Origin of the sequence: Marinobacterium aestuarii (assembly GCF_001651805.1) — a bacterium.
Taxonomy (GTDB): Bacteria; Pseudomonadota; Gammaproteobacteria; order Pseudomonadales; family Balneatricaceae; genus Marinobacterium_A; species Marinobacterium_A aestuarii.
Genome location: NZ_CP015839.1, coordinates 1542905 through 1569456 on the forward strand (window position 1 = coordinate 1542905; position 26552 = coordinate 1569456).

A 26552-nucleotide genomic window follows, 5' to 3' on the forward strand; every position below is an offset into this window, starting at 1 on the left:
CGCCTCCCTGCTTGAGTTCAGTTTCAGTATCATTGCGCCGCACTATAACGAAAAGCCTTGTCTGTAAGTACCTTCAGTTCATCTGGCGGTGTATCCCGCGTAACCAGAACCATTTCGCCGGAAAAAACCTGCGGCACCTGGTCGGAGCGCTGTTCCAGTTCGGCCTTGATGGCTTCCGCCATGGCGACGCCGTTGTCGTCGTTCATGCGCATGACGGTAAGATCCAGTTCGCCGCGGCGCAGTGCTTCAAGCTCTGCCTTGCCGCCGCCCCAGCCATTCACCGTTACCTGATCCAGCTTGCCACGCATGCGCAGCGCTTCGATGGCACCCAGGGCGGTATCGGTGGTGCAGGCAAACAGCATGTTCAGGTCCGGGTGGCGGTCCAGTTCCTGTAGCGTTGCATCCCGCGCCAGATTGCTGTCGTTGTCTGTGTAGTAGCTGCCGAGTTGGCGGGTAACGGGGTTGTCGTTGCCCAGGCGGATGAAGGTGTCCCCGCGCAGGCGGCTGATGTAACCGTGGGATGAGTACAGCATGGCGTACTGCTTCGGGGTGCTGGTGTCGGCCAGCATGGCCTGCGCCAGCAATCGGGTGCCGGCCTGATGGTCAAAGCCGACATAAAGGAAGGGTGTGTGGGAGGACCAGTTCTGCAGCGGTGTGGTGACATTCTGCAGGATCAGCCTGGGTGTCTTCTGTGCCAGAATTTTTTCGATCAGCTGGCGATGAATCAGCGCACCCAGGGTAAAGACCAGATAGTCAGGTTGCCAGTCCAGGGACTGCTGCAGCTGGGTCGCCAGCGCCGCGGGGTCGTCGCTGAGCCCTGAAAGATGCGTCTGCAGCTCGTAGCTGATGTTCAATTCCTTCAGGCGTGCCTCGAATGCAAGGATACTCAGGCGCCAGTAATCTGATGTCTGAAAGGCTGGGTAAATAATGGCGATGCGCACGGGACGACTTTGTGGCGCGGTCAGTGCAACGGCAGGGCTGCTGACGATGCTGGCAAACTTTGCCATGCGTTCAGTCTGCTCGGGGTGTTGCTGCAGATAGTCATCCAGCGGGGTGTAGTCTTCATTGCTAAAGGCCTGTAGCGGCAAAAGCAGCAACACAAGCAATGCCAGACCGTATCCCGCAATCGGGCCTGGTGGCAAAAGACGCGCTATCCTGGCTAAAAGCATGTTGATACACCTATTCCATCAGATGAGCCCACAGTCGTAGCACGGCTGACAGGGTCCACAACGTCCACTGTAGGTCAGGCCTCGCGCCTGATGCAAGTGCATGCCTGGCGGCAGCGACCCATATATTCCCCGTACTCCAGGCGCCACAGTGTTTTGGCGCCAATCGCGGGCTACAACAGGCTGTTCCGAACATCATCTTAAACGAAGGTTTCCTAATTATCCTGCGTTTGTTTGCACCCAGGGGGCCGGTTGGACGCAAAAGGTGCCGCTGGCGCGAGAGGCCTGAGATCGGTGAGAGGTGCGAGAGGGCGCAGGGGCCTGTTATCGCAAACGCGGATCTGACGCAGGCTTGGATGCCAGGTATTGCATCACGCCGACGGCGCCATGGCGAAGGTTGTGCAGCAGGTTGGCAAACATCAGGGGGAAGTCTGGCCCCAGAATCAGTGCGGGTGTGAGTCTGAACGTCTGGGCCTGGGGGCGGTTGTCCTGACGCTGGCGCCAGGCCAGGGTGGATGCTGTCAGGTCGGTGGTGGTGCGAATCTGAAAGCCGCGGGCCTGCAGCCGTGCGCTCAGGGTGCCAGCGCTGTGCAGGTGGGATTGCTCAGGTTCGCGTGCCCAGGGGACCGGAAACTGCATCTGCGCGGGGGCGGGCCCCTGAATCAGTTCGTGCAGCACCAGGTGGCCGCCAGGCCTGAGCACACGCAGGCATTCATCCAGTGCCTGGTCGGGATTGGGCATGTTCAGCAGGCTGTGCTGCAGTACTATGGCATCGAAATGATCGCTGGCAAAGGGCATGCAGTGGGCATCGCCCGAGACCTGCATCAGGTAACAGGGTGGCTGGTACAGCTGGCACAGTGCCAGGCTCAGCCGGTTGAGGTTGTGGCACAGGTCCAGCCCGGTGACATCCGCGCCTGGCAGCTGTGCCAGCAGACGCAGCAGGCCGCCGGCGCCTGAGCCTGCATCCAGAATGCGCGGCGCCGGCTGTGACGCCAGACAGGCCGCCAATGTATCGCGCAGGTGCAAGGAGGCCTGCAGACCGCCGGTATGTAGCTGATCAATGGGCGCGAGCTGCCAGGCATCAGCCCCATTGGGGCAGGCACTGCGCAGTTCGCTCAGCAGCGCCTGCTGCTGTTGCAGGTTATTGCCGTAGTGGTGGTCGATGGACATTGTCAGTCCTGGTCCAGCCCCAGTTCGTCGATGGAGATTTCGCGCATCTTGAACTTCTGAATTTTGCCGGTCACCGTCATGGGGAATTCATCGACAAACTTGAAGTAGCGCGGGATCTTGAAGTGCGTAATCTGGCCCTTGCAGAAGGCGCGCAGTTCGTCCGCGTTGACGGCGGGGGCGTTCGGCTGCAGCTTGACCCAGGCGATCAGCTCTTCGCCGAATTTCTTGTCCGGCACACCTGTGACCTGCACATCGGAAATGGCCGGGTGAGTATAGAGAAACTCTTCCACTTCCTTGGGATAGACGTTTTCGCCGCCGCGAATCACCATATCTTTTATACGGCCCACGATCTGGATATAACCCTCGTCATCCATGGTGGCGAGGTCCTCGGTGTGCATCCAGCCGTTGGCATCAATGGCGCTTTGGGTGGCTTCCTCATTATTCCAGTACTTCAGCATGACGCTGTAGCCGCGGGTGCAGAGTTCGCCGATGGTGCCGCGTGGCACTATCTGGCCGGTGGCAGGATCCACGATCTTGGATTCCAGGTGTGGCTGGGTGCGCCCAACGGTGGTGACGCGCTTGTCGAAGGGGTCATTGGCGGCGGTCTGGGTCGACACCGGGCTGGTTTCGGTCATGCCGTAGGCGATCTGCACCTCTTGCATGTGCATCTTGGAGTTCACGGCTTTCATGACTTCGGCCGGGCAGATGGAGCCTGCCATGATGCCGGTGCGCAGCGAGCTGAGATCGTAGCCGGCAAAGTCGGGGTGTTCCAGTTCGGCGATAAACATGGTGGGGACGCCGTAGAGGGCGGTGGCGCGCTCTTCGGCCACGGTGTCGAGCACGGTTTTGGGGTCGAAGCCCTCACCCGGGTAAATCATGGTGGCGCCGTGGGTGATGCAGCCCAGATTGCCCATCACCATGCCAAAGCAGTGGTACAGCGGCACTGGAATGACCAGCCGGTCCTGGTCGGTAAAGCCCATGCTGCGGGCAACGGAGAAGCCGTTGTTGAGAATATTGTGGTGCGACAGGGTGGCGCCCTTGGGGAAACCGGTGGTGCCCGAGGTGTACTGGATATTGATCGCATCATCGAACTGCAGCCCGGCCTGAGCCTGGGCCAGGGTAGCCTCGTCGATGCCAGTAGCGTTGGCGATCAGATCGCCCCAGCTCCACATGCCGGCATGGGGCTGCTGGGCCAGATTCACCACCATCTCCAGCTGCGGCACCCGGGCGGCCTTCAGTTTGCCGGCGGCGCAGTCTTTCAGTTCTGGCGCCAGCTCATACAGCATCTGGGTGTAGTCCGAGCTCTTGAAGTTCTCGGCAATCACCAGCAGGCGCGGGGTGGAGTGATTCAGCGCGTAGTCCAGCTCATGCAGGCGGTAGGCCGGATTGATGTTTACCAGGATGGCGCCGATCTTGGCCGTGGCGAACTGCAACGTGGTCCACTGGGCATTATTGGGTGACCAGATCGCCACCCGATCACCCTTGCTGATGCCGATGGCCAGCAGGGCGCGGGCGCACAGGTTGACCTGTTGCTGCAGTTCGCGATAGCTCCAGCGTATGGCCTGGTGGCGCACGATCAGGGCGTCGTTGTCCGGGTAGGTGGCCACGGTCTGGTCAAACTTGTCGCCGATGGTCATGCCGATCAGGGGTTGATCCGAGGTGCCGCTGGTATAGCTGGGAAGCGCGTTGTTCATGAAATCTGAACCTCTTGTTGTTATGGCTCAATCAGTCGAAATGTTGTGGTCCGGACCGCGGGAGTGTCCGGGCCGGGATTCAGGTCGGGGACGGTTCACCAGCAGGCGCGGTGCCGGTACGAAAGCTGGCGTGGTATTCGGGGTTGGGCTGCATCTCGACGGCACCGGCAAGGCGGTTGGTCATATTGTAGAAGCCCGTGAGGCTGGCAATATCCCAGATCTCGCTATCGCTAAAACCCTGCTCGCGCAGCAGCTGGCGATGCGTCTCTTCAATGGTTTCTGGCTGTGCGGTCAGACGCTGGGCAAAATCCAGCATGGCTCGCTGGCGCGGTGAAATGTCGGCCACCCGGTAGTTCATCACCAGCTGTTCGCCCAGCAGCGGATTGCCGGAGTACTGTCGCACGGCGGCACCGTGGGCGCTGAGGCAGTAAAAGCAGCGGTTGTGGGCCGAGACCACCACGGCGATCATTTCCCGCTCCAGCGTGCTCAGGCCGCTGTCGCCAAACATCAGTTCATTGTAGAGGCGGGTGAAGGCGTCGAGTTGTTCGAGATTGTGGCTGTAGGCGCTGAGGACATTGGGCACCAGGCCGAGCTTTTCCTGACACTTGGAAAAGTACTGTGCGACAGGCTCCGGCAGGTCTTTGAGCGCCGGTATGGGCAGATTCAGCGCGGTTACCGGGCCCTGCTTTTGTGTCTGTTGTTGTGCCTGACTGTTTGACTTGTGCTGCGGCATGGAGGCGTCCTTCCCGGCCAGGCATAAGCACCGGCATTGTTGGAGCCGGCGCTGTGAATGCCGGCATGGTTAATGTGCGTGCCGCCCGCCATCTGTTGTTCGCCGTCTGGAGAACGGGGAGCGGCGCTTTATTCCTGCGCCGGCGTGGCGGCAGTGCCTGCAGGTGCCAGGGCATTCAGTGCTTCGTTGCAGCGTACTTCGGCACCGTCGAGCTCCTGCTGCATCATGGCGATGTCGCGCAGTTGCTGCTCCAGCGCCTGTCGCTTCTCCGCAATGCGCGTCAGCATCAGGCGCAGCTGCAATTCGCTGCCGCTGTTGCTGTGATCCCAGAGTTCGAACAGCTCGCCGCACTCGGTGAGCGAAAATCCCAGGCGCTTGCCGCGCAGAATCAGTTTCAGCCGTACCCGGTCCTGGCGACTGTAAATACGGGTCTGGCCGCGACGTTCCGGTGACAGCAGTCCCTGGTCTTCATAGAAGCGGATACTGCGGGTCGTGATGTCGAACTCCCTGGCAAGATCACTGATGGAATAACGGGTCTGTGTGTTCATGTATGACTCTTGAGTTGGGTCCGAGAGTAAATCAAGTTTACGTGAACGTAAACATCCTTCGCGCTGCATCAAAGCTTAGCGCAGTCTGTACACTAATGGTAACTGACTGAAATTAAAGGGAAGTGGCAGTCGTATCGACGAAGATGTTAAAGCTTTATGCTACTAAAGTAGTAGGTGTTAGCCCTTATTTTTGTGTTTCCGACATTGACCCGGAGGCTAGAAACGCGGGACAGTACGGCTATCCATCACGCCTGAAGCTCAAGCAGCGGAGGCGGGTCCGGGGGTTGCAGTCACTATTTGGCAACCCTCGGCACTTGTTTAAATTGACGTTTACGTAAACTGTGAGGTATCTATGAAGCGGGAATCAGTGGTTATTCTGGGTGCAGCCCGCACCCCTATGGGGGGCATGATGGGCGCGCTGTCGACGGTGTCGGCACCCAAGCTCGGTGGCACCGCCATCGCGGCGGCGGTGGCCCGTGCGGGCCTCGCGCCTGAGGATATCGACGAAGTACTTATGGGCTGCGTGCTGCCGGCGGGCCTGGGCCAGGCGCCGGCACGCCAAGCCTCCCTGGCCGCCGGCATTCCGGTCGCCACCGGCTGCACCACGGTCAACAAGATGTGTGGTTCGGGCATGAAGGCCGTGATGCAGGCCCATGACCAGATACTGGCGGGCTCTGCCGTGACCATGGTGGCGGGCGGCATGGAAAACATGAGTCAGGCGCCGTACCTGTTGCCCAAGGCACGCCAGGGCATGCGCATGGGGCATGGTCAGGTGATCGATCACATGTTCTGCGACGGTCTTGAGGATGCTTACAAGGGTGGGCTCATGGGCGCCTTTGCCCAGCAGGCGGCGGATCGTTTTGATGTCAGCCGTGAAACCATGGATGACTTTGCGATTGGTTCGCTGGAAAAGGCGCTGGCGGCCATTGAATCCGGCGCTTTCAAAGAGGAGATTGCCGCCGTTACTGTGGCAGCACGTGGCGCAGATATCCAGGTTGATACCGACGAGCAGCCCGGCAATGCCCGGCCCGACAAAATCCGTGGCCTGAAACCGGCCTTCGCGAAAGATGGCTCGGTCACGGCGGCCAACTCGAGTTCAATTTCCGACGGCGCTTCAGCGCTGGTGCTGATGGCGGCGTCCGAAGCGCAGCAGCGCGGTCTTAAGCCCATGGCGCGTATTGTGGCCCATTCGACCCACGCCCAGTTGCCGGAAGAGTTCACCATTGCGCCCATCGGGGCTATCGAGAAGGTATTGCAAAAGGCGGGCTGGACAGCCGATGAAGTGGACCTGTTCGAGGTCAATGAGGCCTTTGCCGTCGTCACCATGCTGGCGGTGCGCGAACTGGGCCTGGATCCTGCCCGGGTCAATGTTCACGGCGGTGCCTGCGCCCTGGGTCATCCTATTGGTTCGAGCGGCTCGCGTATCCTGGTCACCTTGCTGCACGCGCTGAAGCAGCGCGGCCTGAAGAAAGGTGTTGCGTCCCTCTGTATTGGTGGCGGCGAAGCCACGGCGGTGGCGATCGAACTGATCTGAATGCTGAGTTGCCCCGAGCCGGGGCAGGCCCCGCGGAAGTTGCCTACCCTTTGTATTGAGAAATAACGGTATTGAGAAATAACGGTATTGAGAAATAACGCCTGCATTGAGAGGCGGCGTCCATACATGGGGTGGGAGGCTTTATGACGATTAAGAGCGTAACGCATCTGTCGGTCTTTGTGCGTGATCAGGACGAGGCGCTGGACTGGTATCGCGACAAGTTCGGCTTTGTGGTCTGTGATGACAACAGTGACTTCATGCCCGGGTTTCGCTGGCTCACCGTTGCGCCAATGCAAGGCGGCTGGCCGCAGCTGGTGCTGATGCCGCCGATGCAGGAGGGCGATCAGGCCCGTATCGGTGCCAATGGTTTCTGCGTGCTGGCCAGCGATGACTGTCGCGCCGACTGCGAGCTGTTGCGGGCCCGTGGTGTTCGGGTGGCGGAGGAGCCCAGTGAAGTGCCCTGGGGCGTGTCGGCTATAGTGCTGGATCTTTACGGCAATCCCTACAATCTGGTGCAACCGCCGGCCTGAGCGCGGGCTTCAGCTCTTGTAACTGAAGTCACCAAAGCGGATGCGACGGTACTGGCTGGGTGACATGCCCATGGATTTTTTGAAGATGCGGGAAAAGTAGTACGCATCTTCATACCCCAATGCCCAGGCAACCTCGTTTACGCCCTTGCTGGTGACATCCAGCAGATGGCAGGCCCGTTCAATCTTCAAATGAATAAAGTGGCTGATCGGTGTGGTGCCGGTCAGCGCCTTGTATTTCTTGATGAAATGAAACTTCGACAGGCTCACCGCTGCTGCGAGGGTGTCGATATCGAGCTGCTCGTGCAACCGCGCCTGCATCAGGCTGTGAATGATTTCCAGATCCATGTTGTCGCTGGCCGGCCGGATGGCCATGGGCTTGAGAAGCGCAATATGTGTCAGAAGTTGGCGCAGTTGATTGGCGCAGTGAATGAAGGACGCAAGGCTATGGCTGGCCTGACGGGCATCGAGCAGGGCCTCAAAGTCAGCCACCAGGCGAGAATGAATCCCCAGTGGCAAGAGCGCGGAGCCGTCATCAAGCTCGAGTTGACGGATGAATTCTGCGGCCAGCTCGCCTTCGAAATGCACCCAAAGAATGCTCCAGGGGTTCTGGTTGCGGGTTTCGTAGCTGTGACTGAGGCCTCGGGGCAGGATCAGCAGATCTCCGGGTTTTACGGTGCGTGTGCGATCCTTCAGGGTCAGCCGTCCGCGCCCTTCCAGGCAGTAGATCAGCAGATTGTCGTCGTGAGTGGAACGCTGCATCTGGTGTCCACGGGCGTGCTGATAATAGCCGATACCCAGCGGGTAGAGCTGCTGGCTCAGTGGGTGGCTTGCCAGCGACGCCACTATGCGCCTGGGAATAACAAAACGAATGCTGTCGCTGGTCAGTGGCCAGTTCGATGGGGTACTCATGGCGGCATTACCAACCTGGGGTATCTATGTATTTGATCGCAATATAGTCCATCAAGTGCGCAAGATTATCAATCTGTCTACGGGGGTGCCCATGGTACAAATAACCCATTGCGCAGTGCCGGCCTCGGTGGCCATGCCTGCACCCAATAGCAACACCCGATAACAGTAACCATAAGCAGGTGATAGTAATGACTCAGCACGTTCCTCTTCTGATTGGCGGTGAAATGCTCCGCAGCGAAACCCAGCAGTGGATTCCAGTGACGGACCCTGCCACCCAGGAAGTCATCGCCCAGGTGCCCTGTGCCACGGTGGAGGAAGTGGACCTGGCTGTGGCTACAGCCAAAAAGGCGTTTGAAACCTGGAAGGAAACCCCGGTGTCCGAGCGCGCCCGTCTGATGCTGCGCTACCAGGACCTGCTCAAGCAGCACCACGATGAAATCGCTACCATTCTGGCCAAGGAAACCGGCAAGACCTTCGACGATGCCAAGGGCGACGTCTGGCGCGGTATCGAAGTGGTGGAGCACGCCTGCAACATCGCGTCTCTCTCCATGGGCGAAACCGTTGAAAACGTAGCGCGCAAGATCGACTGCTACAGCTATACCCAGCCGCTGGGTGTCTGCGCCGGCATCACGCCGTTCAACTTTCCGGCCATGATTCCACTGTGGATGTTCCCCATGGCCATTGCCTGCGGCAACACCTTCGTACTCAAGCCCTCGGAGCAGGATCCGCTGACGCCGATGCGTCTGGCCGAGTTGTTCCAGGAGGCCGGCGCGCCCGATGGCCTGCTGCAGGTCATTCACGGTGGCAAGGAACAGGTCGACCAGCTGTTGCATCACCCCGATGTGCCGGCGATTTCCTTTGTCGGTTCCGTGGCGGTGGGCGAGCACATCTATCGCACCGGTACCGCCAACATGAAGCGTGTGCAGGCCTTTGCCGGCGCCAAGAACCATATGGTCATCATGCCGGATGCGCAAAAGCAGCATGTAATCAACAACCTGGTGGGTGCCTCCGTGGGGGCCGGCGGTCAGCGTTGCATGGCCATTTCGGTGGCGGTGTTTGTCGGTGAGGCGCGCAACTGGATTCCGGAGCTGCGTGAAGCCCTGGCCCAGGTGCGCCCGGGTCTCTGGAATGATCCCAAGGCCGGCTACGGCCCGCTGATCAATCCCCAGGCCCGCGAGCGTGTTTTGCGCTATATCCAGGAAGGCAAGGATGCCGGTGCCGACTGTGTGCTCGATGGCAGCGACTGCGTGGTGGAAGGTGCTCCCGATGGCAACTGGGTGGGGCCGACCCTGTTCACCAAGGTGACCCCCGAGATGTCGATCTACACCGATGAAATTTTTGGCCCCGTGCTGGTGGCCATGGAGGTGGACACGCTGGATGAAGCCATCAGCCTCATCAATGCCAACCCCTACGGCAATGGTACCTCCCTGTTTACCGCATCCGGCGCCGCTGCGCGCAAGTATCAGCACGAAATTCAGGTTGGCCAGGTCGGCATCAACGTGCCGGTCCCGGTGCCCCTGCCGTTCTTCTCCTTCACCGGCTGGAGAAAGTCCTTCTACGGTGATCAGCATGCCTATGGCAAACAGGCGGTGCGTTTCTACACTGAAACCAAAACCGTCACCGCGCGCTGGTTCGAAGACGATATTGCCGGCGGTCCCAACATGACCATTCAGCTTAAATAACAGCTGCAGTAACAGACGACACTCGGGGCGCTGCAGGGCCCCGGGCTTTTGCGGAGGCACATGCATGGATTTTGAATTAAACGAAGAGCAACAGGCGTTTGCCGATATGGCCCGCGCCTTTGCCGACAATGAACTCGCGCCCCATGCCGCCGAGTGGGACGAGAAAGCGCACTTCCCGGTAGATGTGCTCAAAAAAGCCGGTGAACTCGGCTTCTGTGGTCTCTATACCGCCGAGGAGCACGGTGGCATGGGGCTGAGCCGACTGGACTCACATATTATTTTCGAGCAGCTGGCCATGGGCTGCACCTCTACTACCGCCTACCTCACCATTCACAACATGGTGACCTGGATGGTGGCGAGCTTTGGCAGCGCCGGCGCTCGGGAAGCTTACGCCGATGATCTGATCAGTGGCGTGAAGCTTGGCTCCTACTGCCTGACCGAAGCCAACGCGGGCTCCGATGCCGCCTCGCTCAAAACCACGGCGCGGCGCGAGGGTGATCATTATGTGGTCAATGGCAGCAAGTGTTTTATTTCCGGCGCCGGCAGTACCGATGTGCTGGTGGTCATGGCCCGCACCGGTGGCGCTGGTGCTGCCGGGATATCGGCTCTGGTGATTGATGCCCACAGCGATGGCGTCAGTTATGGCCGCAAGGAAGACAAGCTGGGCTGGAACAGTCAGCCCACCCGCACGATTACCTTTGATGACGTCAAGGTGCCGGTGGCCAATCTGCTGGCATCGGAAGGCGAGGGCTTCAAGCTGGCCATGAAGGGCCTGGATGGTGGTCGTATCAATATCGCCACCTGCTCACTGGGGACTGCCCAGCAGGCGCTGAATGACGCGCGCAACTACATGCTGGAGCGGCGCCAGTTCGGCAAGCGGCTGGCTGACTTTCAGGCGCTGCAGTTCAAGCTCGCCGATATGGCGACCGAGCTGGTCGCGGCGCGTCAGCTGGTGCGCCTTGCTGCCAGCAAGCTGGATCAGGGGCATGTGGATGCCTCGACTTACTGCGCCATGGCCAAGCGTTTTGCCACCGATGCCGGCTACCGGGTTTGTGACGAGGCGCTGCAGCTGCACGGCGGCAATGGTTATATCAAGGAGTATCCGCTGGAGCGCTACCTGCGCGACAGCCGGGTGCACCGTATTCTGGAAGGGACCAACGAAGTCATGCGGCTGATTATTTCGCGCAGGCTTCTGGCCGAAAACGCCGCCGACCTGCTTTGATTTTTCAGTAGTGACAGGAAGCACCTCGAACAGGGAGTAGACGATGAACGACAGTCTTATGTGTGAACGCCGCGGCCATACAGCCCTGGTGACGATGAACAACCCGCCGGCCAATATCTGGACCGCCGACAGCCTCAGGGGTCTCAAGGTGCTGGTGGAGGAACTCAATCAGGACGGGGACATCTATGCCCTGGTGCTGACCGGCCAGGGCGAGAAGTTTTTCTCCGCCGGCGCCGACCTGAAGCTGTTCGCCGAGGGTGACCGTGCCGTGGCCCGGGACATGGCGCGTTATTTCGGTGAAGCCTTCGAGGCCCTGAGCCGGTTCCGCGGTGTCTCCATCGCCGCCATCAACGGTTTTGCCATGGGGGGCGGGCTCGAAGTGGCGCTGGCCTGTGATATCCGTATCGCCGAGGAGCAGGCACAGATGGCACTGCCCGAAGCCAAGGTGGGCCTGCTGCCCTGCGCCGGCGGCACCCAGAACCTGGCGCTGCTGGTGGGCGAGGGCTGGGCCAAGCGCATGATTCTGTGTGGCGAGCGTATCGATGCGGCCCGCGCCGAGAAAATTGGTCTGGTGGAGGAGGTGGTTGCCCGCGGGCTGGGGCTTGAGCGTGCCCTGGCGCTGGCCGAACAGGTGGCGCAGCAAAGCCCGGTGGCGGTGAGTGCCTGCAAGACACTGATTCAGTCGGGCCGCAGCCGGCCGCTGGACCAGGGCTACATCCTGGAGCGGGAGCTGTTCGTGGATCTGTTCCACAGCGAAGATCAGCGCGAGGGCGTTAATGCCTTTCTCGAGAAGCGCGCACCGCACTGGAAAAACTGCTGAGGAGTCCTGCATGAGCGCCGTACTATTTTCTGAACATCCCACCCAGAGCGGTCACCTGATCGGCGAGATCCGGCTGAACTCCGAGCGTACGCTTAATGCCCTGACGCTGGAGATGATCGACCTGATTCAGCCGCAGCTGGACCGCTGGCAGGCCGATGCGCGTGTGGTGGCCATTCTGCTGGACAGCAGCGGCGACAAGGCCTTTTGCGCCGGCGGTGATATCGTCAACCTGTACAAGGCCATGACCGGCGAAGCCGATACGGATTTTCCCCAGGCGTTTTTCAGCCGTGAATACCGTCTGGACTACGCCATTCATACCAGCCCCAAGCCGATTATCTGCTGGGGCAGCGGCATCGTCATGGGCGGCGGCATGGGCTTGATGAATGGCTGCAGTCACCGCGTGGTGACCCAGACCTCGCACCTGGCCATGCCTGAGGTCAGCATTGGTCTCTATCCGGATGTAGGCGGCAGCTGGTTTTTGAACCGCATGCCGGGCGGCACCGGACTGTTTCTGGGGCTCACCGGCAACCCGATTAACGCCCGCGATGCCATCTTCCTGGGGCTGGCGGATCGCGCGATCGATGCGGGTCTGCGCGAGGGCCTGCTGAGCCGGCTGGCCAGCGAAGCCTGGAATGGCGATGCCGGCGGTACCGTCAGCCGCATACTGCGTGAGCTTGAGGGCGAATCCCGCAGCTGTTTCGACACACAGCCGGCCCCCATTCGCGAGCATTTCGACCTGATCCGCAGCCTGACCGATCACGACAGTGTAGAGGCCATAGTGGCGGCCTTGCTGGCGCTGGAGTCTGATGACAAGTGGGTTCTGCGGGCCCAGAAAGCGGTGCGCAACGGCAGCCCGCTCTCCTTGCAACTGATTGGCGCACAGCTGCAGCGCAGCCGGCATCTGTCGCTGCGCGAAGTCTTCCAGCAGGAATTACTGCTGTCACTGCAGTGTTGCCGCCAGGGTGAGTTTGCCGAGGGCGTGCGCGCCCTGCTGATCGACAAGGACGCTAAGCCGCAATGGCGCTACGGATCACTGGAGGCGGTGGATCCGGCCTTTATCGCAGAACTCTTCGCCAACCCTCTTGGGCAGGAACAGCCACTGGCAGATCTGTGAGCTTAAGCCTCTGGCCCAGAGCTTGAAAAACAGCGGCGCATTGATCAATCGTCGGCCTGAACCCCAGGCCCGTTACTGAATTAAGACAGATAACAAGAAGGATACCTATCATGGCTACGATCGCATTTATCGGGCTGGGCAATATGGGTGGCCCCATGGCCCACAATCTGGCGGCGGCCGGTCACCGGGTGCAGGCGTATGACCTGTCCGCCGAGGCCCTGGCCCATGCCGTTTCCGAGGGCTGCGTTCAGGCAGCGAGCGCGGCGGGTGCGGTGAAGGATGCCGAGTTTGTCATATCGATGCTGCCGGCCGGGCGTCATGTGGAAGGGCTCTACGTCAGCGGGCCCGAGCCGCTGCTCGAGCTTATCGCCCCCAGCGCCCTCATTATCGACTGCTCCACCATTGAGGCCGATGTTGCTAAACGGGTTTGCGCCATCGCCGCCGAGCGTGGCCGCGACTTTATCGATGCGCCTGTGTCCGGCGGCGTGGGTGGGGCCCAGGCCGGCACCCTGAGCTTTATGGTGGGCGCCTCTGCCGCCCAGTTCGAGCGCGCCAAGCCGATACTCGATGTGATGGGCAAGAATATCTTCCATGCCGGTGATCATGGCGCCGGCCAGATCGCCAAGGCCTGCAACAACATGATGCTGGCAATACTGATGGCCGGCACCTGCGAAGCGCTCAACATGGGGGTCAAGAATGGCCTGGATCCTGCGGTTCTGTCCGAGATCATGCAGCAGAGCTCCGGCGGTAACTGGGCGCTGAATGTCTACAACCCCTGGCCCGGCGTGATGGAGACGGCACCTGCTTCGAAAGGGTATCAGGGTGGTTTCCAGACCAACCTGATGTTCAAGGATCTGGGGCTGGCCATGGATCTGAGCCAGCAGAGTGCCGCCCCCGTCCCCATGGGGTCCGCTGCCCGCGCCCTTTTCAGCCTGCACAAGGCCCAGGGTAACGGCGGGCTGGATTTCTCCAGCCTGCTGAACCTCTATCGCGACAGCGAATAAGCCACTCCCCCTGTTTTTGGGGGCCGCCCCAACGGCGCCCGTTTCCGCTGACAAAAACAACAATACGAGGGTAGCGCAATGGACTATACCGACGCTTATCGTCAGTCGCTGGAAGATCCGCAGGCTTACTGGGCACAGCAGGCCGAACAGATTGCCTGGTTCAAAAAGCCCGTCACCATAGTTGAAGAAACGCCCCAGGGCAGCCATTGCTGGTTTGCCGATGGCGAGCTTAACAGTTGCTATCTGGCGCTCGACTGGCAGATCGAGCAGGGCCGCGGCGATCAGGTTGCGCTCTATTACGACTCGCCGGTCAGCGGCGTCAAGCAGGCGATCAGCTACACCGAGTTGCTGGGCCAGGTGGCGCGCTTTGCCGGTGCGCTGAAAACACTGGGTGTCGGCAAGGGCGACCGAGTGGTGATCTACATGCCGATGGTACCTGAGGCGGCGGTGGCCATGCTGGCCTGCGCCAGGCTCGGTGCGGTGCACTCGGTGGTGTTTGGCGGTTTTGCCGCCAATGAACTGGCGGTGCGGATTGACGATGCCAAGCCGCGGCTGATTCTGACCGCCTCCTGCGGTATCGAGATGGACAAGACCATTGCCTATAAGCCGCTGGTCGACAAGGCCATTGCACTGGCGACACACAAACCGGCCCATACCCTGGTGCTGCAGCGTCCGCTGCTGCGTGCCGAGATGCGGGCCCCACAGGATCTTGACTGGCACGAGGTTCAGCGTGGCGTTGAATCCGCTGCCTGTGTGCCGGTGAAGGGCGCCGACCCGCTGTATATTCTCTATACCTCCGGCACCACCGGACAGCCCAAGGGCATAGTGCGCGATAATGGCGGCCACGCCGTGGCACTGCTGTATGCGTTGCGCAATGTATACGGCATGGCACCTGGCGATGTCTGGTGGGGGGCATCCGATATCGGCTGGGTGGTGGGCCACTCCTTTATCGTCTACGGCCCGTTGATGGGGGGCTGCAGTGCCGTGTTCTACGAGGGGAAGCCGGTGCGTACCCCCGATGCCGGTGCCTACTGGCGCGTGATTGAAGACTATGGCGTCAATGCCATGTTCTGCGCGCCCACCGCCTTTAGGGCCGTGCGCAAGGAAGACCCCGAGGGGCGTCTGAGCCAAGCCTACGACCTGTCTAGCCTCAAGCGCCTGTTTGTGGCCGGCGAAAAGCTGGACTCCTCCACCCACGACTGGCTGGCGGGGCTGCTCGGCGTGCCGGTGATGGACCACTGGTGGCAGACCGAAACCGGCTGGCCCATGACCTCGGCCATGACCGGCTGGGACAACCCTTCCGCGCCGCGCCTGGGCTCCACCAACAAGCCGATTCCGGGCTATGACATCCGGGTGCTGGACGGCGATGGCGAGGAAGTCGCGACGGGGGAATCGGGTAATATCTGCGTGCGTCTGCCCATGCCGCCGGGTGTGACCTGGAGTATCTGGAATCAGCCTGAACGTTTCGCCGATGCCTATCTGCGCCTCTTTCCCGGGTACTACCATACCGGCGATGGTGGCTTCAAAGATGAAGACGGTTATGTATTTATCACCGGCCGCACCGACGATGTGATCAACGTGTCGGGGCACCGGCTTTCCACCGGGGAAATGGAAGAGGTCGTTTCCGGTCATCCGGCGGTGGCGGAGTGTGCCGTGATCGGCGTGCAGGATGCGCTCAAGGGCCAGTTGCCGGTGGGGCTGGTGGTGCTCAAGTCCGGAGAGGACATTGACGGGGCCCGGCTGGAGGCGGAACTGGTACAACGGGTGCGGGAACAGGTGGGCGCACTGGCCTGTTTTCGCCGTGTTCTGGTGGTGCAGCGCTTGCCCAAGACCCGTTCTGGCAAGATTCTGCGGGCCATACTGCGCAAGATCGCCGTTGGTGACAGCTACCAGGCACCTTCGACCATTGATGACGCCAGCATCCTGCCGGAAATCAGTAGTGCCATGCAGCAGGCCGGTCTGGTGTAGCGCCTGCCTTGCAGCCCCTGCAGTGATACCGGCAGATAACGGCGGACACGAGTCCGCCGTTTTTTTGTGTTGGTCAGTATTGCGCGGGTCAGAGATGCCAACATCCGCAGGGGTAAACACTTATTTTTTGCTCGCCTTCGCTCTCCTGTCGAGGTAATCTTTACGTTAACGTCAACTTGGCGCTATTGGTCTATAACAAAGTGGCAAGTAACAAAAAACAGCAACCAGTCGACGCAGGAGTCTCAGCATGCAAATTGACGGCAAAGTATTTGTAATCACCGGCGGTGCCCGTGGCCTTGGGTTTGGCATGGCGCAGCACCTGGCGTCCCTGGGTGGCCAGCTGGCGCTGATTGACCTGAACCAGGCGAGCCTGGATGCAGCGGTTCAGCAGCTGGAAGCGGCCGGTGTCCGGGCACGGGGTTATGTGTGTGATATTTCCGTGGAAGACCAGGTGGAAAGCGTTTTTGTCGCCATCAGGCGCGACTTTGGCGCCCTGCATGGCCTGGTGAACAATGCCGGCCTGATGCGTGATGGCCTGTTGATCAAGCTGAAAGACGGCAAGCTGGTCGGAAAAATGAGTTTTGATCAGTGGTCTTCGGTGGTCAATGTCAACCTGTCCGGGACTTTCCTCTGTGGCCGGGAGGCGGCTGCCATCATGGCGGAGCAGGGCGAGGGCGGCGTGATCGTGAATATTTCGTCGGTGTCCCGCGCCGGCAACATGGGGCAGACCAACTATTCAGCCACCAAGGCGGGCGTCGCGACCATGGTTACCAGCTGGGCCGGTGAGCTGGCGCGCTACAACATTCGTGTCGGCGGTATCGCCCCGGGCGTGATCGCCACCGAGATGACCGCGCAAATGAAACCCGAAGCCATCGAGCGCATGTTGCAGGCGGTGCCGCTCAAGCGCCTGGGCGAAGTGTCGGAAATGGCTCACACGCTGCAATACATCATCGAGAACGATTTCTTTACCGGTCGGATTGTCGAGATGGATGGTGGTTTGCGCGTTTAACGCGTATCCGCCTTGGAATCGGGTCCCGGCGCCTGTGTATCCCTGGACGGGCAGGTTCGTGCAGACATAAAAAAGGCCGGTCCCGGGTTACCGGGGCCGACCGAAAAAAACGAACAACAAGTAAATCAAACAGGTATCACAGGAAAAGCGGTAACTCAGTGGCTGAAGCGGGCGAACAGCTGCTTGAAAGCCTGTTCCCACACCGGCACCACCTGGCGGCGACTCAGCGACAGCGACTTGAAAAACGCGTAAAAAGTCTTGGAGCGCTCAGCGCGGGCGCGGTCCATGATGTCCTGCAAGTCGAAGTTGTTGATGTCGAATTGCGCTACGGTTTTTTCAGTCTGCTCTGTGCTATTCATCGCGTTTGCCTCGTGTCACGGTTGCAAGTAATTGCCGGTCCCCAAACCATTGGCTCCGTAGAGCGCTGCAATCATTTGATGGCGCCATAGTACTCAGTCGACGATATTGACTCAAACGACGCTTTTTCAGCTTAATGATTAGAAATATTCATCTATTTGTTCTCCGCTGGCCGGCGATTCCTCGGCATGGTCGCTGTTAAGCGCCTTTAATACCGGCATTTGACGCAGATTATGATTTTGATGATGCCCGTGTGGCGGCACTACATCTGTTAAATTCATTCACTTTTTATCGACTCACTCGGCCGGCCTCGATGCTGCGCAGTTTTTCACGGTCAGCCCTGGATCCCGCTGCGTGCTGCGCTGCGGTCTGAATGCCGGTGTGGCGTGTTATGCTTTTGCCGGGCGAGTCGGCGTCAGGCTGCTTCAAGCCTGACTCGATAATGAACTAAACGCGTTGCGAGCTGCCTTTAAAAGCATGAATGATTCCAACCCCCGGGAACCTCGTGCCGGTCGTCTGATGTGGTTTGCTGCCTGGCTGTCGTTACTGGCAGTGCTGGTGCTGGGTTTTGAACACTGGCTGGAGGATCAGCACAACCCCAACGCTGACCTGATGGTGGTGGACGGTGCTGGCCCTGTAGAAGTGGTGTTGCAGCGCAGCCGTAGCGGGCACTATATAGCGCCCGGGCGCATCAACGGCGAGGCGGTGCAGTTTCTGGTGGATACGGGGGCGACGCGCATCAGCGTGCCGCTGTCCCTGGCCACACGGCTGGGCCTGAAGAAGGGCCATGCCAGCCAGGCCACCACCGCCAACGGCCTGGTCACAGTGTACGATACTCAGCTGGACGAAGTACGCCTGGGCTCCATAGTGCTGCGAAATGTGGCCGGCAATATAAACCCCGGCATGCCGGGGGACATCGTCTTGCTGGGCATGAGTTTCATGAAGGATCTGGAGCTGGTGCAGCGTGGCGATACCCTGACGCTGCGCCTGCATTGACGCCAATCAGCGCTGCTCTCATAGCAGCCAGAGCGCAAAGCCATAGACCAGCATTCCGGACGCGACTGTGAGGAATAGTCCGCGGCTGAGCCAGGCGACGATACAGGCGGCCACCGCCGCCAGCAGATGGGCGTTGCCCAGGTCGAAATCCAGTGCACCCCCACGAATAAGCGTTGTTTGGGTGATGATCGCGCTGAGTACGGCGATGGGCACAAAGCGCAGCGCCTGTTCGATCAGCGGTGGTATGCGTACCCGCCCGGCGAGGGCCAGCGGCAGATAGCGCGGGCCAAAGGTCAATGCGGCCATGCCGGCAATCAGAATCCATTCATTCATTTTGAACCCTCTTCCTGCGCAGCTGTTGGCGTCTCGGCTGTATATGCCGGCAGGTTGGATGCTTTGTTATCGCGTCGCTCCAGCACGCCCCCCACAGTGATGGCCACCAGGGCCGTTAACAGCAGGCCGCTCTGATGCGGCCAGTCCCAGGTCAGCAGTGAGCAGACGCCAGCACTGAACGCACATGCCCACTGGGCGCGGCTTTGCAGTGCTGGCACCACTATGCCGATAAAGGCGACGACCATGGCGGCATAGAGCATGTGGCGCAGATTGACGACGAAGACGGTCAGCAGAATTACCGGCAGGGCGGCGGCGCTGGCCAGCAGGGTCACGGCGATAAACTGGGCGGAGCCTGCATAGACAAACAGGGAGATGGCCAGGGTTGCCCATTGGGATAGACCGTTGCTGGTGGCCAGCGCGCCATAGACGATGCCAAAGGGGATGGCCGCCAGTATCAGTGGCAGGGTGTCACGGGCGCCGGTCAGGAAGAGGCGAGCAGGAGTCACCAAGGCAGTTTCAGGCTGGAATGGCCGGACATTATAGCCCGCCCGGGCAGTCGCTGAGGGTATGGCGGGATGGATTTATGACTGGATGGTCAGATATAGGCTGGCCCGTTGTTACAAGCCTGGCGGACATGCAGGAATATTTAATAGGCCAGAGCGCGGGCCTTTGCGCTCGGCTCTGGTCGGGTTTGACGACTGTGTGTTCTACGGCTGGATATGCGGTGGCAGAGCGCTCAGCCGCGCTTTGAGATCAGCGTCAATGGTGCCTCGCTCAGAAGCTCTTTCAGGTAGGTGGCAACGGCGGCACATTCAGCTTCCTGCAGGTAGAGTCCCTGCTTGGTGCGTCGCCACAGCACGTCCTCCGCCTCCAGTGCCCACTCCTGTTCGACCAGATAGCGTACTTCCCGTGCATAGAGGGTGGCGCCAAAGTGCGTGCCCAGATCCTCGGTGGTGCTGCACCCCTCAAGAATGCTGTGGCTGAGGGTGCCATAGGTGCGCACAAAACGGCGTGCCAGCGCCACCGGTAGCCAGGGGTACTGGCGCGCGAGCTGGCTCAGCAGCTTGTGCTGGTTTTCGAAGTCGCCACCGGGCAGGGCCGCGGTGCGGGTCCAGCCGCCACGGGCCTGGGGGAAGTGCTCGCAAATGCTGTTGGTGGCCGCTTCCGCCAGCTTGCGGTAGGTGGTGATTTTGCCGCCAAACACCGACAGCAGCGGTGCCTTGCCGGGGGCGGCGTCGGTTTCAAAGGCATAGTCGCGGGAGGCTTTCTGGGCGGAGTCGGCTTCACCGTCCATCAGCGGACGCACACCGGAGTAGCTCCAGACCACATCACTGACGGCAATCTTGTGCTTGAAGTGACTGTTCACCACCGAGATCAGGTAGTCGGTTTCTTCCGTCGAAATGGCGACATCCCGCGGGTCGCCCTGGTAGTCGACATCGGTGGTGCCCACCAGCGAGAAATTGTCTTCGTAGGGAATCACGAAGACGATGCGGTTGTCTTCGTTCTGCAGAATATAGGCCTGATGCTCGTCATGAATACGCGGCACCACTATATGACTGCCCTTCACCATGCGGATTTGCTTGGGCGCAGGGATCGTCATGGTTTCGTTGAACAGCCGGCTGACCCAGGGGCCGGCTGCGTTCACCAGGGCGCGGCAGTAATGCACTTCTTCGTTGCCGCTGCGCTGACACTTGAGCGTGACCGCCCAGAGCTCGCCTTCGCGTTCGGCCTTGATTACGCGGGAACGGGTGCGTATGTCGGCGCCTCTCTCCCGGGCCGCCATGGCGACCAGTACCACCAGGCGAGCATCGTCGACCCAGCCGTCGGAGTATTCAAAGCCTCGGCTAATGTCGTTGTTCAGCGGGCCCTGGGGCGCAAACCTGATGCCGTTGGACGCGGGCAGCAGTTCGCGCTTGGCCAGATTGTCGTACAGAAACAGGCCGGCGCGAATCATCCAGGCCGGACGCAGATGGGGCCTGTGGGGCAGGCGAAAGCGCAGTGGCCACATGATATGGGGCGAATTGCGCAGCAGGCACTCGCGCTCCGCCAGGGCTTCGCGTACCAGGCGAAATTCGTAATGCTCCAGATAGCGCAGACCGCCGTGAATCAGCTTGCTGCTGCTGGAGGACGTGGCCGATGCCAGATCATCCATTTCACAGAGCATCACCTGCAGGCCGCGACCGGCCGCATCCATGGCGATACCGGCGCCATTAACGCCACCACCGATGACGATGAGATCCTGGACTGTCTGTTCAGAGGTCATGCTGTGTCTGTCTCCGCGTCGGCAGGGGGCCAGAAGCGGGCCTCCCTGAATCCTGTAGTTGAGCCGATGCCCCGCAGGGCTATCAGACGATGGATACAACTATACTATTCGATAACGAAAACAAACAATCATAAACGAACATTATTTTGATGAAATATATTCGGGTTGATGAGTGCAGTGGTGGCGATGCGAATGTTGGCGCGCTGATATTGCAGGAAATTGTGAGTAAAGAATGCCGCTGCAGCCTTGTGTTCGCAGCTAAGCGTGGGCTGGTAAGGACAGCAAGAAAGGGGGGCTCAAGGGGGAAGCGTGTAGCAGGGTGGATCGTCAGGACTGAGGGCGCAGCCCTCAGACGACGTGCAGTTCCACCTGATGGTCGATCAGCTGCTGGCGTATCTCCGCCGGCGGGGTCTGGTCGGTGAAGAAGTGGTCGGCCTGCACAATATTGCCCAGGCGTACCATGGCGTTGCGACCAAACTTGGAGTGATCCGCCGCCAGCAGTACCTGGCGGGAGTTGGCAATAATGGTCTGTGCGACCCGCACTTCGCGGTAGTCGAAGTCCAGCAGAGTGCCGTCACTGTGGATGCCGCTGATGCCGATAATGCCAAAATCCATCTGAAACTGGTTGATGAAGTCCCGCGTGGCTTCGCCGACGATGCCGCCGTCACGGTTACGCACCTCGCCGCCGGCGACTATCACGGTAAAGTCTTCCTTGGCGCAGAGAATCGAGGCTACGTGCAGGTTGTTGGTCACCACGCGCAGATTGTTGTGGTTGAGCAGGGCGCGGGCGATAGTTTCGGTGGTGGTGCCTATATTGATAAACAGTGAGGCGCCATCCGGGATGATCTTGACCAGTTGCTGGGCAATCTTTTCCTTGGCGTCCAAATCCATGATCTTGCGCGCCTGGTAGGCGGTGTTTTCGGTGCTGGATTCAACGCCGGCGCCGCCATGGTGGCGTCGCAGCTTGTTATCCTGTGCCAGCTGGTTCAGGTCGCGCCTGATGGTCTGGGGCGTCACCTGAAAGTGCTCGACCAGCTCGTCGATGGTGACAAAACCGGTGGCCTGGACCTTCTCGAGAATCAGGTCCTGTCTGCGCCGCTGTGTCATGGCTTGTACTCTTCCTTCAGGGGCAATGTCGGCGCTGGCGCTGATCAGGGCGCTTCGCCGCAGCGGATTGCATTGATTCTGCCAGGGTGCCTGTAATTGCGCTGATTATCTCATAGTTTTAAGGACTTATAGCGCAAAAATGGCAGCTGCGGCCTGGCTGTACCGGAGTGGTGATGATGGAAAAAGAAAATACTGCTTGGTTTTTAGTGATCTAATGGTAAGAATACGAACAAAAAAGAACATTTGTGAACTGCGGGGCGAATCATGACTAAGTATCTACTGGCTATCGACCAGGGCACTACCAGCTCAAGGGCCATTGTTTTTTCCGGCGAAGGTCAGATTCTGGCGACCAGCCAGCAGGAGTTTGCGCAGCACTTTCCAGAAGATGGCTGGGTCGAGCATGAACCGGCCGATATCTGGGGTACGGTGCTGCAGACCTGTCGCGATGTCATCGCCAAGTGCGGTATCGAGGCCCAGCAGATTGCCGCTATCGGTATTACCAATCAGCGTGAAACCACCCTGGTATGGGATCGCGTCACCGGCGAGCCGCTTTACAATGCCATCGTCTGGCAGGACAGGCGTACGGCAAAGTACTGCGAGTCGCTCAAGCAACAGGAGCTGGAAGACTTCATTAGTGCCAAAACCGGGCTGCTGATTGACCCCTATTTTTCCGCCACCAAGGTGCGCTGGATACTGCAGCAGGTGCCGGGCGCGCGTGAACGTGCCGAGCGCGGTGAGCTGGCCTTCGGCACAGTGGACACCTATCTGCTGTGGCATTTGACCGGCGGGCGTGAACATCGCACCGATGCCACCAATGCCTCGCGCACCCTGCTGTTCAATATTCATAGCCAGCAGTGGGATCAGGAACTGCTGGATCTGTTTGATATCCCGGCCAGCATGCTGCCCCAGGTGATGGACTCATCCGATGACTTCGGGTGGGTGGATACCGCATTGCTGGGGGCTGCGATACCCGTCTGTGGTGTTGCTGGCGACCAGCAGGCGGCGCTGTTCGGGCAAACCTGTTTTCGCGAGGGCATGGCCAAGAGCACCTATGGCACCGGCTGTTTTCTGATGCTCAATACCGGCCTCAAGGCGCTCAAGTCCGAACATCGGCTGTTGACCACCGTGGCGTATCGGCTGAACGGTGTGCCTACCTATGCGCTCGAGGGCAGTATCTTTGTGGCCGGCGCTACCATCCAGTGGCTGCGTGATGGCCTGCAGCTGATTCGTGGTGCCAGTGATGCAGAACCCCTGGCGGAGCAGACATCCCTCGATCACGGTGTCTATCTGGTGCCGGCCTTCACCGGGCTTGGCGCGCCGCACTGGGATCCCAATGCCCGCGGCGCCATCTTTGGTCTGACCCGGGATACCGGCATCAAGGAGATCGTGACTGCGGGCCTGCAGTCGGTCTGCTACCAGACCAAGGACCTGCAAAAGGCCATGGAGAGCGACGGTGTGCGCCCGGTGGCGCTGCGGGTGGATGGCGGCATGGTCGTCAACAACTGGGTGCTGAGCTATCTGGCCGATATTCTGGGCGCGACCGTCGACAGGCCCAAAATCATCGAAACCACAGCGCTGGGCGTAGCCTATCTGGCGGGGCTGAGAGTAGGGGTGTTTGATTCGCTGGAATCACTGGAAAAACTCTGGCAGTGTGATCGCCGCTTTGAGCCCCGCATGGACAAGGCCCGTCGTGACGGCCTCTATGATGGCTGGAAAAAAGCTGTATCCAAGGTGCAGACGAACTAACCCGCTACCCCCGGGTGACCTTAAAGAGCCGCCGCTCCCATCAAGGAGTGGCGGCTTTTTGTTATGCGAGCGGTTGCTTCGGGTCGCTTAGCTCTGACGCAGGCCGAGATCGCGCAGGCGCTTGTAAAGGGTGTTGCGGCTGATGCCAAGCGCCTTGGCAGTGCGGGATATATTGCCCTCATGCAGGCTGTAGGCCGCCAGTGTCTCGTCTGTCGAGGTTGCATCCTGCGCTGGCGCCGCTGCTGTGCTTGCAGGCCAAGGGGCGGCTTCTTTCTCCGGCAGGGTGCGAGTCGTTAGCGTGTTTACCGGCGCGCTGCCCGTGGGCTCGGGCAGGGCATTACGCTGCTGTTCTATATCCTGAAAGAAGTCATCGGGCAGGTGCCAGGGCTCGATAGCATCCTCGTCCGCCATCGCCAGGGCAATCTGCAGAACACTGATCAGCTGGCGAATGTTGCCGGGCCAGGGGTGCTGGTCGAACAGGTTGAGTAATTCCTCGGACAGGGGCGCGCTCTGGCTGGGGTCGCGGTGCATCAGGTGCACCTGCTGGAAGAGATTTCGCCGGTCGGTGCGTTCGCGCAGCGGCGGCAGCTCGATATTCAAACCGGTGACGCGGTAGTATAAGTCCTGGCGAAAGAGCCCCTCCTGCACCTGGCTGCGCAGGCAGCGGTTGGTGGCGGAAACGAGCTTGATGTCCACCGGGTAGGACTCGGTGGAGCCCAGCGGGGTGACCTTGCGTTCCTGCAGCACGCGCAGCAGTCTCGCCTGGGCCTGGAGTGGCATTTCGCCGATTTCATCAAGAAAGAGCGTGCCCTTGTGCGCCTTGCGAATCAGGCCGATGGCGCCCTTGTTGCTGGCCCCGGTAAAGGCCCCTTTTTCATAGCCAAACAGCTCGGACTCCACCAGCTCGCCTGGAATGGCGGCGCAGTTGACCGCCACCAGTGCAAAGCGGCTGCGCGAGCTGTGCTGGTGCAGCGCCTTGACGAACACTTCCTTGCCGACGCCGGTTTCGCCGTGGATCAGAATGGGGATGTCCTTTTCGATAATACGTTCGGCCTGGCGTACGCAGCGATCAACGCGGGCATCGCCGTACCCGATCTGGTCCAGTCCGATGACGCCATTGCCGGCAGTCGGTGCTGTGCGGTTGTCGCCCGACGGACTGCCTGGCGGGGTGCTGTTGCCATCGGCTTTGTGCTGGCGAAAATCCACCGCCTGAATCACCCGTTCTATGGGTCTTTTGACCACGCCGTACATATGATGCTGGCCGGGGGTTCTGAGCTGCAGCGGCTGCAATTCGGGCTGGTTTTTAAGCTCGCGCAGGGGGCAATCGAACAGCTGGCTGATGCTGACCAGTGCCAGGTCGTACCCCAGCAGCAGCTCGGCGCGCCTGTTGGCTGAAATAATGGTGCCTTCTTCGTTGAATACCAGCAGGCCGGACCACTGGCTGTCGAGGTTGTCCAGATTGGTATTGAAGGTGAGCAAGAAGTGTTCAGCGCCGAAAGTGTTGATGATGAGGCGATTTTCCACCGATTGTGACATCAGTTTGACCATGCCCAGGGTATGGGCCTGGGGCAGGTAGGCATCGCTGGAGACATCCAGTACGCCCAACAGGTCGCGATTGACATCGAAAATGGGGGCCGCAGAGCCAATCATGAAACGGTTGGCTTTGAGGAAGTGTTCATCGCGCTGCACCTGCACCGCCTGACCGGAGGCGATGGCGGTGCCTATGGCATTGGTGCCGTGGGTCTTTTCGAGCCAGCTGGTGCCCTGCTGGAAAAAGGCCTTCTGGCGCTGGCCGACAAAGCGCTGATCACCCCAGCCATTGAGTACCTGACCGCGGCAGTCGGTAAGCAGAATCATGCATTTGCTGTTGGAGAGAATATTTTCATAGAAGGGTAGTACTTCCTGCCCGGTGGTGTGCACCAGTGAGTTGTGTTCCTCACGCAGTACCTTGCACTCGGAGCTGCCCAGTTGCTGCAGCCCGGGTTGGCTGTCGTGCTCCAGTCCGAACGAGCGGCAGCGGTCCCAGGAATCGAGGATCAGGCTGTCATGTTCGGTATCGCTGTTCGGAATGCGCATGGGGTTGGCTCTTTATTGTTTTTATAGTGTGCTGTTCAGCTGCGTCCTGATCTGGCAACAGTTTTCCGGACACATTTTCAAGCGGCTGCTCGTAGCGCTGATTCATAGTCCACAGGACTCATGTAATCATTGCTGGAGTGCAGTCGCACCCGGTTATAAAACACCTCGATGTACTCGAAGATGGCCTGCTTCGCGTCTTCCCGTGTCTTGAAGTCCTCGTGATAGATCAGCTCGGTCTTCAGGGTGTGAAAGAAGCTCTCTGCTGGGGCATTATCCCAACAATTTCCCTTGCGACTCATACTGCACCGGAAGTCATGTTTCTTCAGCAAGCGCTGAAAACTATCAGAGGCATACTGGCTACCTCGGTCACTATGGACCAATAGTTTGGCACTTGGCCGCCGTTTCCAGATCGCCATCTTCAGGGCGTCATTCACCAACGATGCCGGCATCCGCTTACCCATCGACCAACCCACAACAGCGCGCGAGCAAAGGTCAATAAAGACGGCCAGATAGAGCCATCCTTCCCGTGTCGGTAGTAGAGTAAGAGGCAAGGCGTAGTCAAACTATTTCC

Annotated in this window: 23 protein-coding genes and 1 pseudogene; 11 read left to right on the plus strand and 13 right to left on the minus strand. The window is 59.9% G+C overall.

Features of this window, described 5'->3' with window-relative positions; all coding sequences use genetic code 11:
• Nucleotides 1–29: 29 nt before the first annotated feature.
• From A8C75_RS06885 to A8C75_RS06905, 5 genes are all read right to left on the minus strand, one after another.
• A complete protein-coding gene (locus A8C75_RS06885; RefSeq protein WP_084783835.1) occupies nt 30–1169 on the minus strand; it encodes a substrate-binding domain-containing protein in 1140 nt (379 codons plus the stop codon).
• 321 nt (nt 1170–1490) lie between these two features.
• A complete protein-coding gene (locus A8C75_RS06890) occupies nt 1491–2336 on the minus strand; it encodes a class I SAM-dependent methyltransferase (protein ID WP_067379856.1) in 846 nt (281 codons plus the stop codon).
• A 2-nt stretch (nt 2337–2338) separates the two neighbouring features.
• Nucleotides 2339–4030 (minus strand): AMP-binding protein, encoded by a 1692-nt coding sequence (locus A8C75_RS06895; protein WP_067379859.1) that lies wholly within the window; start codon nt 4028–4030, stop codon nt 2339–2341.
• 79 nt (nt 4031–4109) lie between these two features.
• Nucleotides 4110–4763: a peroxidase-related enzyme gene (locus tag A8C75_RS06900; RefSeq protein WP_067379862.1), complete on the minus strand. Its 654-nt coding sequence runs from the start codon at nt 4761–4763 to the stop codon at nt 4110–4112.
• Nucleotides 4764–4891: 128 nt separating this feature from the next.
• Complete coding sequence (locus tag A8C75_RS06905; RefSeq protein ID WP_067379865.1) at nt 4892–5311, minus strand: MerR family transcriptional regulator; 420 nt, start codon at nt 5309–5311, stop codon at nt 4892–4894.
• Between the two features lie 352 nt (nt 5312–5663).
• On the opposite strand from A8C75_RS06905, the gene A8C75_RS06910 reads away from it, so the two are divergent.
• Entirely contained in the window at nt 5664–6845 is a 1182-nt protein-coding gene (locus A8C75_RS06910; RefSeq protein ID WP_067379868.1) for an acetyl-CoA C-acyltransferase, read from the plus strand.
• A 143-nt stretch (nt 6846–6988) separates the two neighbouring features.
• A complete protein-coding gene (locus A8C75_RS06915) occupies nt 6989–7375 on the plus strand; it encodes a VOC family protein (RefSeq protein ID WP_067379871.1) in 387 nt (128 codons plus the stop codon).
• Between the two features lie 9 nt (nt 7376–7384).
• Here A8C75_RS06915 and A8C75_RS06920 read toward each other — a convergent pair whose 3' ends face one another.
• The gene (locus A8C75_RS06920; protein WP_067379874.1) at nt 7385–8284 is read right to left on the minus strand and encodes an AraC family transcriptional regulator; all 900 of its coding nucleotides are present in this window, start codon (nt 8282–8284) and stop codon (nt 7385–7387) included.
• A 188-nt stretch (nt 8285–8472) separates the two neighbouring features.
• Between A8C75_RS06920 and A8C75_RS06925 the strand changes: the two genes are divergently transcribed.
• The 7 genes from A8C75_RS06925 (at nt 8473) to A8C75_RS06955 (ending at nt 17103) form a co-directional block, all read left to right on the plus strand.
• Nucleotides 8473–9966, plus strand: a complete 1494-nt coding sequence (locus A8C75_RS06925; RefSeq protein ID WP_067379877.1) for a CoA-acylating methylmalonate-semialdehyde dehydrogenase — start codon at nt 8473–8475, stop codon at nt 9964–9966.
• Nucleotides 9967–10030: 64 nt separating this feature from the next.
• Nucleotides 10031–11188: an acyl-CoA dehydrogenase family protein gene (locus tag A8C75_RS06930; protein ID WP_067379880.1), complete on the plus strand. Its 1158-nt coding sequence runs from the start codon at nt 10031–10033 to the stop codon at nt 11186–11188.
• Nucleotides 11189–11231: 43 nt separating this feature from the next.
• A complete protein-coding gene (locus A8C75_RS06935; RefSeq protein WP_067379888.1) occupies nt 11232–12008 on the plus strand; it encodes an enoyl-CoA hydratase in 777 nt (258 codons plus the stop codon).
• 10 nt (nt 12009–12018) lie between these two features.
• Entirely contained in the window at nt 12019–13122 is a 1104-nt protein-coding gene (locus tag A8C75_RS06940) for an enoyl-CoA hydratase/isomerase family protein (protein WP_067379891.1), read from the plus strand.
• Between the two features lie 110 nt (nt 13123–13232).
• Entirely contained in the window at nt 13233–14126 is an 894-nt protein-coding gene (mmsB, locus tag A8C75_RS06945) for a 3-hydroxyisobutyrate dehydrogenase (protein ID WP_067379894.1), read from the plus strand.
• A gap of 78 nt (nt 14127–14204) precedes the next feature.
• Complete coding sequence (locus tag A8C75_RS06950; RefSeq protein WP_067379897.1) at nt 14205–16094, plus strand: propionyl-CoA synthetase; 1890 nt, start codon at nt 14205–14207, stop codon at nt 16092–16094.
• A gap of 247 nt (nt 16095–16341) precedes the next feature.
• Nucleotides 16342–17103 carry an SDR family oxidoreductase gene (locus A8C75_RS06955; RefSeq protein ID WP_067379900.1) on the plus strand — a complete coding sequence of 254 codons (762 nt, stop codon included), beginning with the start codon at nt 16342–16344 and terminating at the stop codon, nt 17101–17103.
• A gap of 155 nt (nt 17104–17258) precedes the next feature.
• Here the strand turns inward: A8C75_RS06955 and A8C75_RS06960 are convergent, their stop codons facing one another.
• Nucleotides 17259–17462: a hypothetical protein gene (locus A8C75_RS06960; protein WP_067379902.1), complete on the minus strand. Its 204-nt coding sequence runs from the start codon at nt 17460–17462 to the stop codon at nt 17259–17261.
• A gap of 475 nt (nt 17463–17937) precedes the next feature.
• Here A8C75_RS06960 and A8C75_RS06965 point away from each other — a divergent pair, with 475 nt between their 5' ends.
• Nucleotides 17938–18456 carry a retropepsin-like aspartic protease family protein gene (locus tag A8C75_RS06965; protein WP_067379912.1) on the plus strand — a complete coding sequence of 173 codons (519 nt, stop codon included), beginning with the start codon at nt 17938–17940 and terminating at the stop codon, nt 18454–18456.
• An 18-nt stretch (nt 18457–18474) separates the two neighbouring features.
• Here the strand turns inward: A8C75_RS06965 and A8C75_RS06970 are convergent, their stop codons facing one another.
• The 4 genes from A8C75_RS06970 to A8C75_RS06985 form a co-directional block, all read right to left on the minus strand.
• Nucleotides 18475–18789: an AzlD domain-containing protein gene (locus A8C75_RS06970; RefSeq protein ID WP_067379914.1), complete on the minus strand. Its 315-nt coding sequence runs from the start codon at nt 18787–18789 to the stop codon at nt 18475–18477.
• The gene (locus A8C75_RS06975) at nt 18786–19295 is read right to left on the minus strand and encodes an AzlC family ABC transporter permease (protein WP_067387056.1); all 510 of its coding nucleotides are present in this window, start codon (nt 19293–19295) and stop codon (nt 18786–18788) included. The genes A8C75_RS06970 and A8C75_RS06975 overlap by 4 nt, the downstream gene beginning before the upstream one ends.
• A gap of 230 nt (nt 19296–19525) precedes the next feature.
• The gene (gene glpD, locus A8C75_RS06980; RefSeq protein ID WP_067379917.1) at nt 19526–21052 is read right to left on the minus strand and encodes a glycerol-3-phosphate dehydrogenase; all 1527 of its coding nucleotides are present in this window, start codon (nt 21050–21052) and stop codon (nt 19526–19528) included.
• Nucleotides 21053–21400: 348 nt separating this feature from the next.
• Nucleotides 21401–22159 carry a DeoR/GlpR family transcriptional regulator gene (locus tag A8C75_RS06985; RefSeq protein WP_067379920.1) on the minus strand — a complete coding sequence of 253 codons (759 nt, stop codon included), beginning with the start codon at nt 22157–22159 and terminating at the stop codon, nt 21401–21403.
• A gap of 264 nt (nt 22160–22423) precedes the next feature.
• On the opposite strand from A8C75_RS06985, the gene glpK reads away from it, so the two are divergent.
• Nucleotides 22424–23905 carry a glycerol kinase GlpK gene (gene glpK / locus A8C75_RS06990; RefSeq protein ID WP_067379923.1) on the plus strand — a complete coding sequence of 494 codons (1482 nt, stop codon included), beginning with the start codon at nt 22424–22426 and terminating at the stop codon, nt 23903–23905.
• An 87-nt stretch (nt 23906–23992) separates the two neighbouring features.
• On the opposite strand, the gene A8C75_RS06995 is transcribed toward glpK, so the two are convergent.
• Both A8C75_RS06995 and A8C75_RS07000 read right to left on the minus strand, forming a co-directional pair.
• Nucleotides 23993–25981, minus strand: coding sequence for a sigma-54-dependent Fis family transcriptional regulator (locus A8C75_RS06995; protein ID WP_067379932.1), 1989 nt, complete (start codon nt 25979–25981; stop codon nt 23993–23995).
• A 77-nt stretch (nt 25982–26058) separates the two neighbouring features.
• Nucleotides 26059–26526: pseudogene (locus A8C75_RS07000) on the minus strand (IS3 family transposase); the annotation flags it as partial.
• Nucleotides 26527–26552 lie beyond the last annotated feature (26 nt).

Coding starts and splice junctions, on each gene's coding strand:
- A8C75_RS06995 (WP_067379932.1), bottom strand. CDS start 25,981: ATGCGCATTCCGAACAGCGATACCGAACATGACAGCCTGATCCTCGAT.
- A8C75_RS06985 (WP_067379920.1), bottom strand. CDS start 22,159: ATGACACAGCGGCGCAGACAGGACCTGATTCTCGAGAAGGTCCAGGCC.
- glpK (WP_067379923.1), top strand. CDS start 22,424: ATGACTAAGTATCTACTGGCTATCGACCAGGGCACTACCAGCTCAAGG.
- A8C75_RS06890 (WP_067379856.1), bottom strand. CDS start 2,336: ATGTCCATCGACCACCACTACGGCAATAACCTGCAACAGCAGCAGGCG.
- A8C75_RS06905 (WP_067379865.1), bottom strand. CDS start 5,311: ATGAACACACAGACCCGTTATTCCATCAGTGATCTTGCCAGGGAGTTC.
- A8C75_RS06895 (WP_067379859.1), bottom strand. CDS start 4,030: ATGAACAACGCGCTTCCCAGCTATACCAGCGGCACCTCGGATCAACCC.
- A8C75_RS06885 (WP_084783835.1), bottom strand. CDS start 1,169: ATGCTTTTAGCCAGGATAGCGCGTCTTTTGCCACCAGGCCCGATTGCG.
- A8C75_RS06960 (WP_067379902.1), bottom strand. CDS start 17,462: ATGAATAGCACAGAGCAGACTGAAAAAACCGTAGCGCAATTCGACATC.
- A8C75_RS06930 (WP_067379880.1), top strand. CDS start 10,031: ATGGATTTTGAATTAAACGAAGAGCAACAGGCGTTTGCCGATATGGCC.
- A8C75_RS06900 (WP_067379862.1), bottom strand. CDS start 4,763: ATGCCGCAGCACAAGTCAAACAGTCAGGCACAACAACAGACACAAAAG.
- A8C75_RS06940 (WP_067379891.1), top strand. CDS start 12,019: ATGAGCGCCGTACTATTTTCTGAACATCCCACCCAGAGCGGTCACCTG.
- mmsB (WP_067379894.1), top strand. CDS start 13,233: ATGGCTACGATCGCATTTATCGGGCTGGGCAATATGGGTGGCCCCATG.
- A8C75_RS06965 (WP_067379912.1), top strand. CDS start 17,938: ATGAATGATTCCAACCCCCGGGAACCTCGTGCCGGTCGTCTGATGTGG.
- A8C75_RS06970 (WP_067379914.1), bottom strand. CDS start 18,789: ATGAATGAATGGATTCTGATTGCCGGCATGGCCGCATTGACCTTTGGC.
- A8C75_RS06935 (WP_067379888.1), top strand. CDS start 11,232: ATGAACGACAGTCTTATGTGTGAACGCCGCGGCCATACAGCCCTGGTG.
- A8C75_RS06955 (WP_067379900.1), top strand. CDS start 16,342: ATGCAAATTGACGGCAAAGTATTTGTAATCACCGGCGGTGCCCGTGGC.
- A8C75_RS06920 (WP_067379874.1), bottom strand. CDS start 8,284: ATGAGTACCCCATCGAACTGGCCACTGACCAGCGACAGCATTCGTTTT.
- A8C75_RS06915 (WP_067379871.1), top strand. CDS start 6,989: ATGACGATTAAGAGCGTAACGCATCTGTCGGTCTTTGTGCGTGATCAG.
- A8C75_RS06910 (WP_067379868.1), top strand. CDS start 5,664: ATGAAGCGGGAATCAGTGGTTATTCTGGGTGCAGCCCGCACCCCTATG.
- A8C75_RS06925 (WP_067379877.1), top strand. CDS start 8,473: ATGACTCAGCACGTTCCTCTTCTGATTGGCGGTGAAATGCTCCGCAGC.
- A8C75_RS06950 (WP_067379897.1), top strand. CDS start 14,205: ATGGACTATACCGACGCTTATCGTCAGTCGCTGGAAGATCCGCAGGCT.
- glpD (WP_067379917.1), bottom strand. CDS start 21,052: ATGACCTCTGAACAGACAGTCCAGGATCTCATCGTCATCGGTGGTGGC.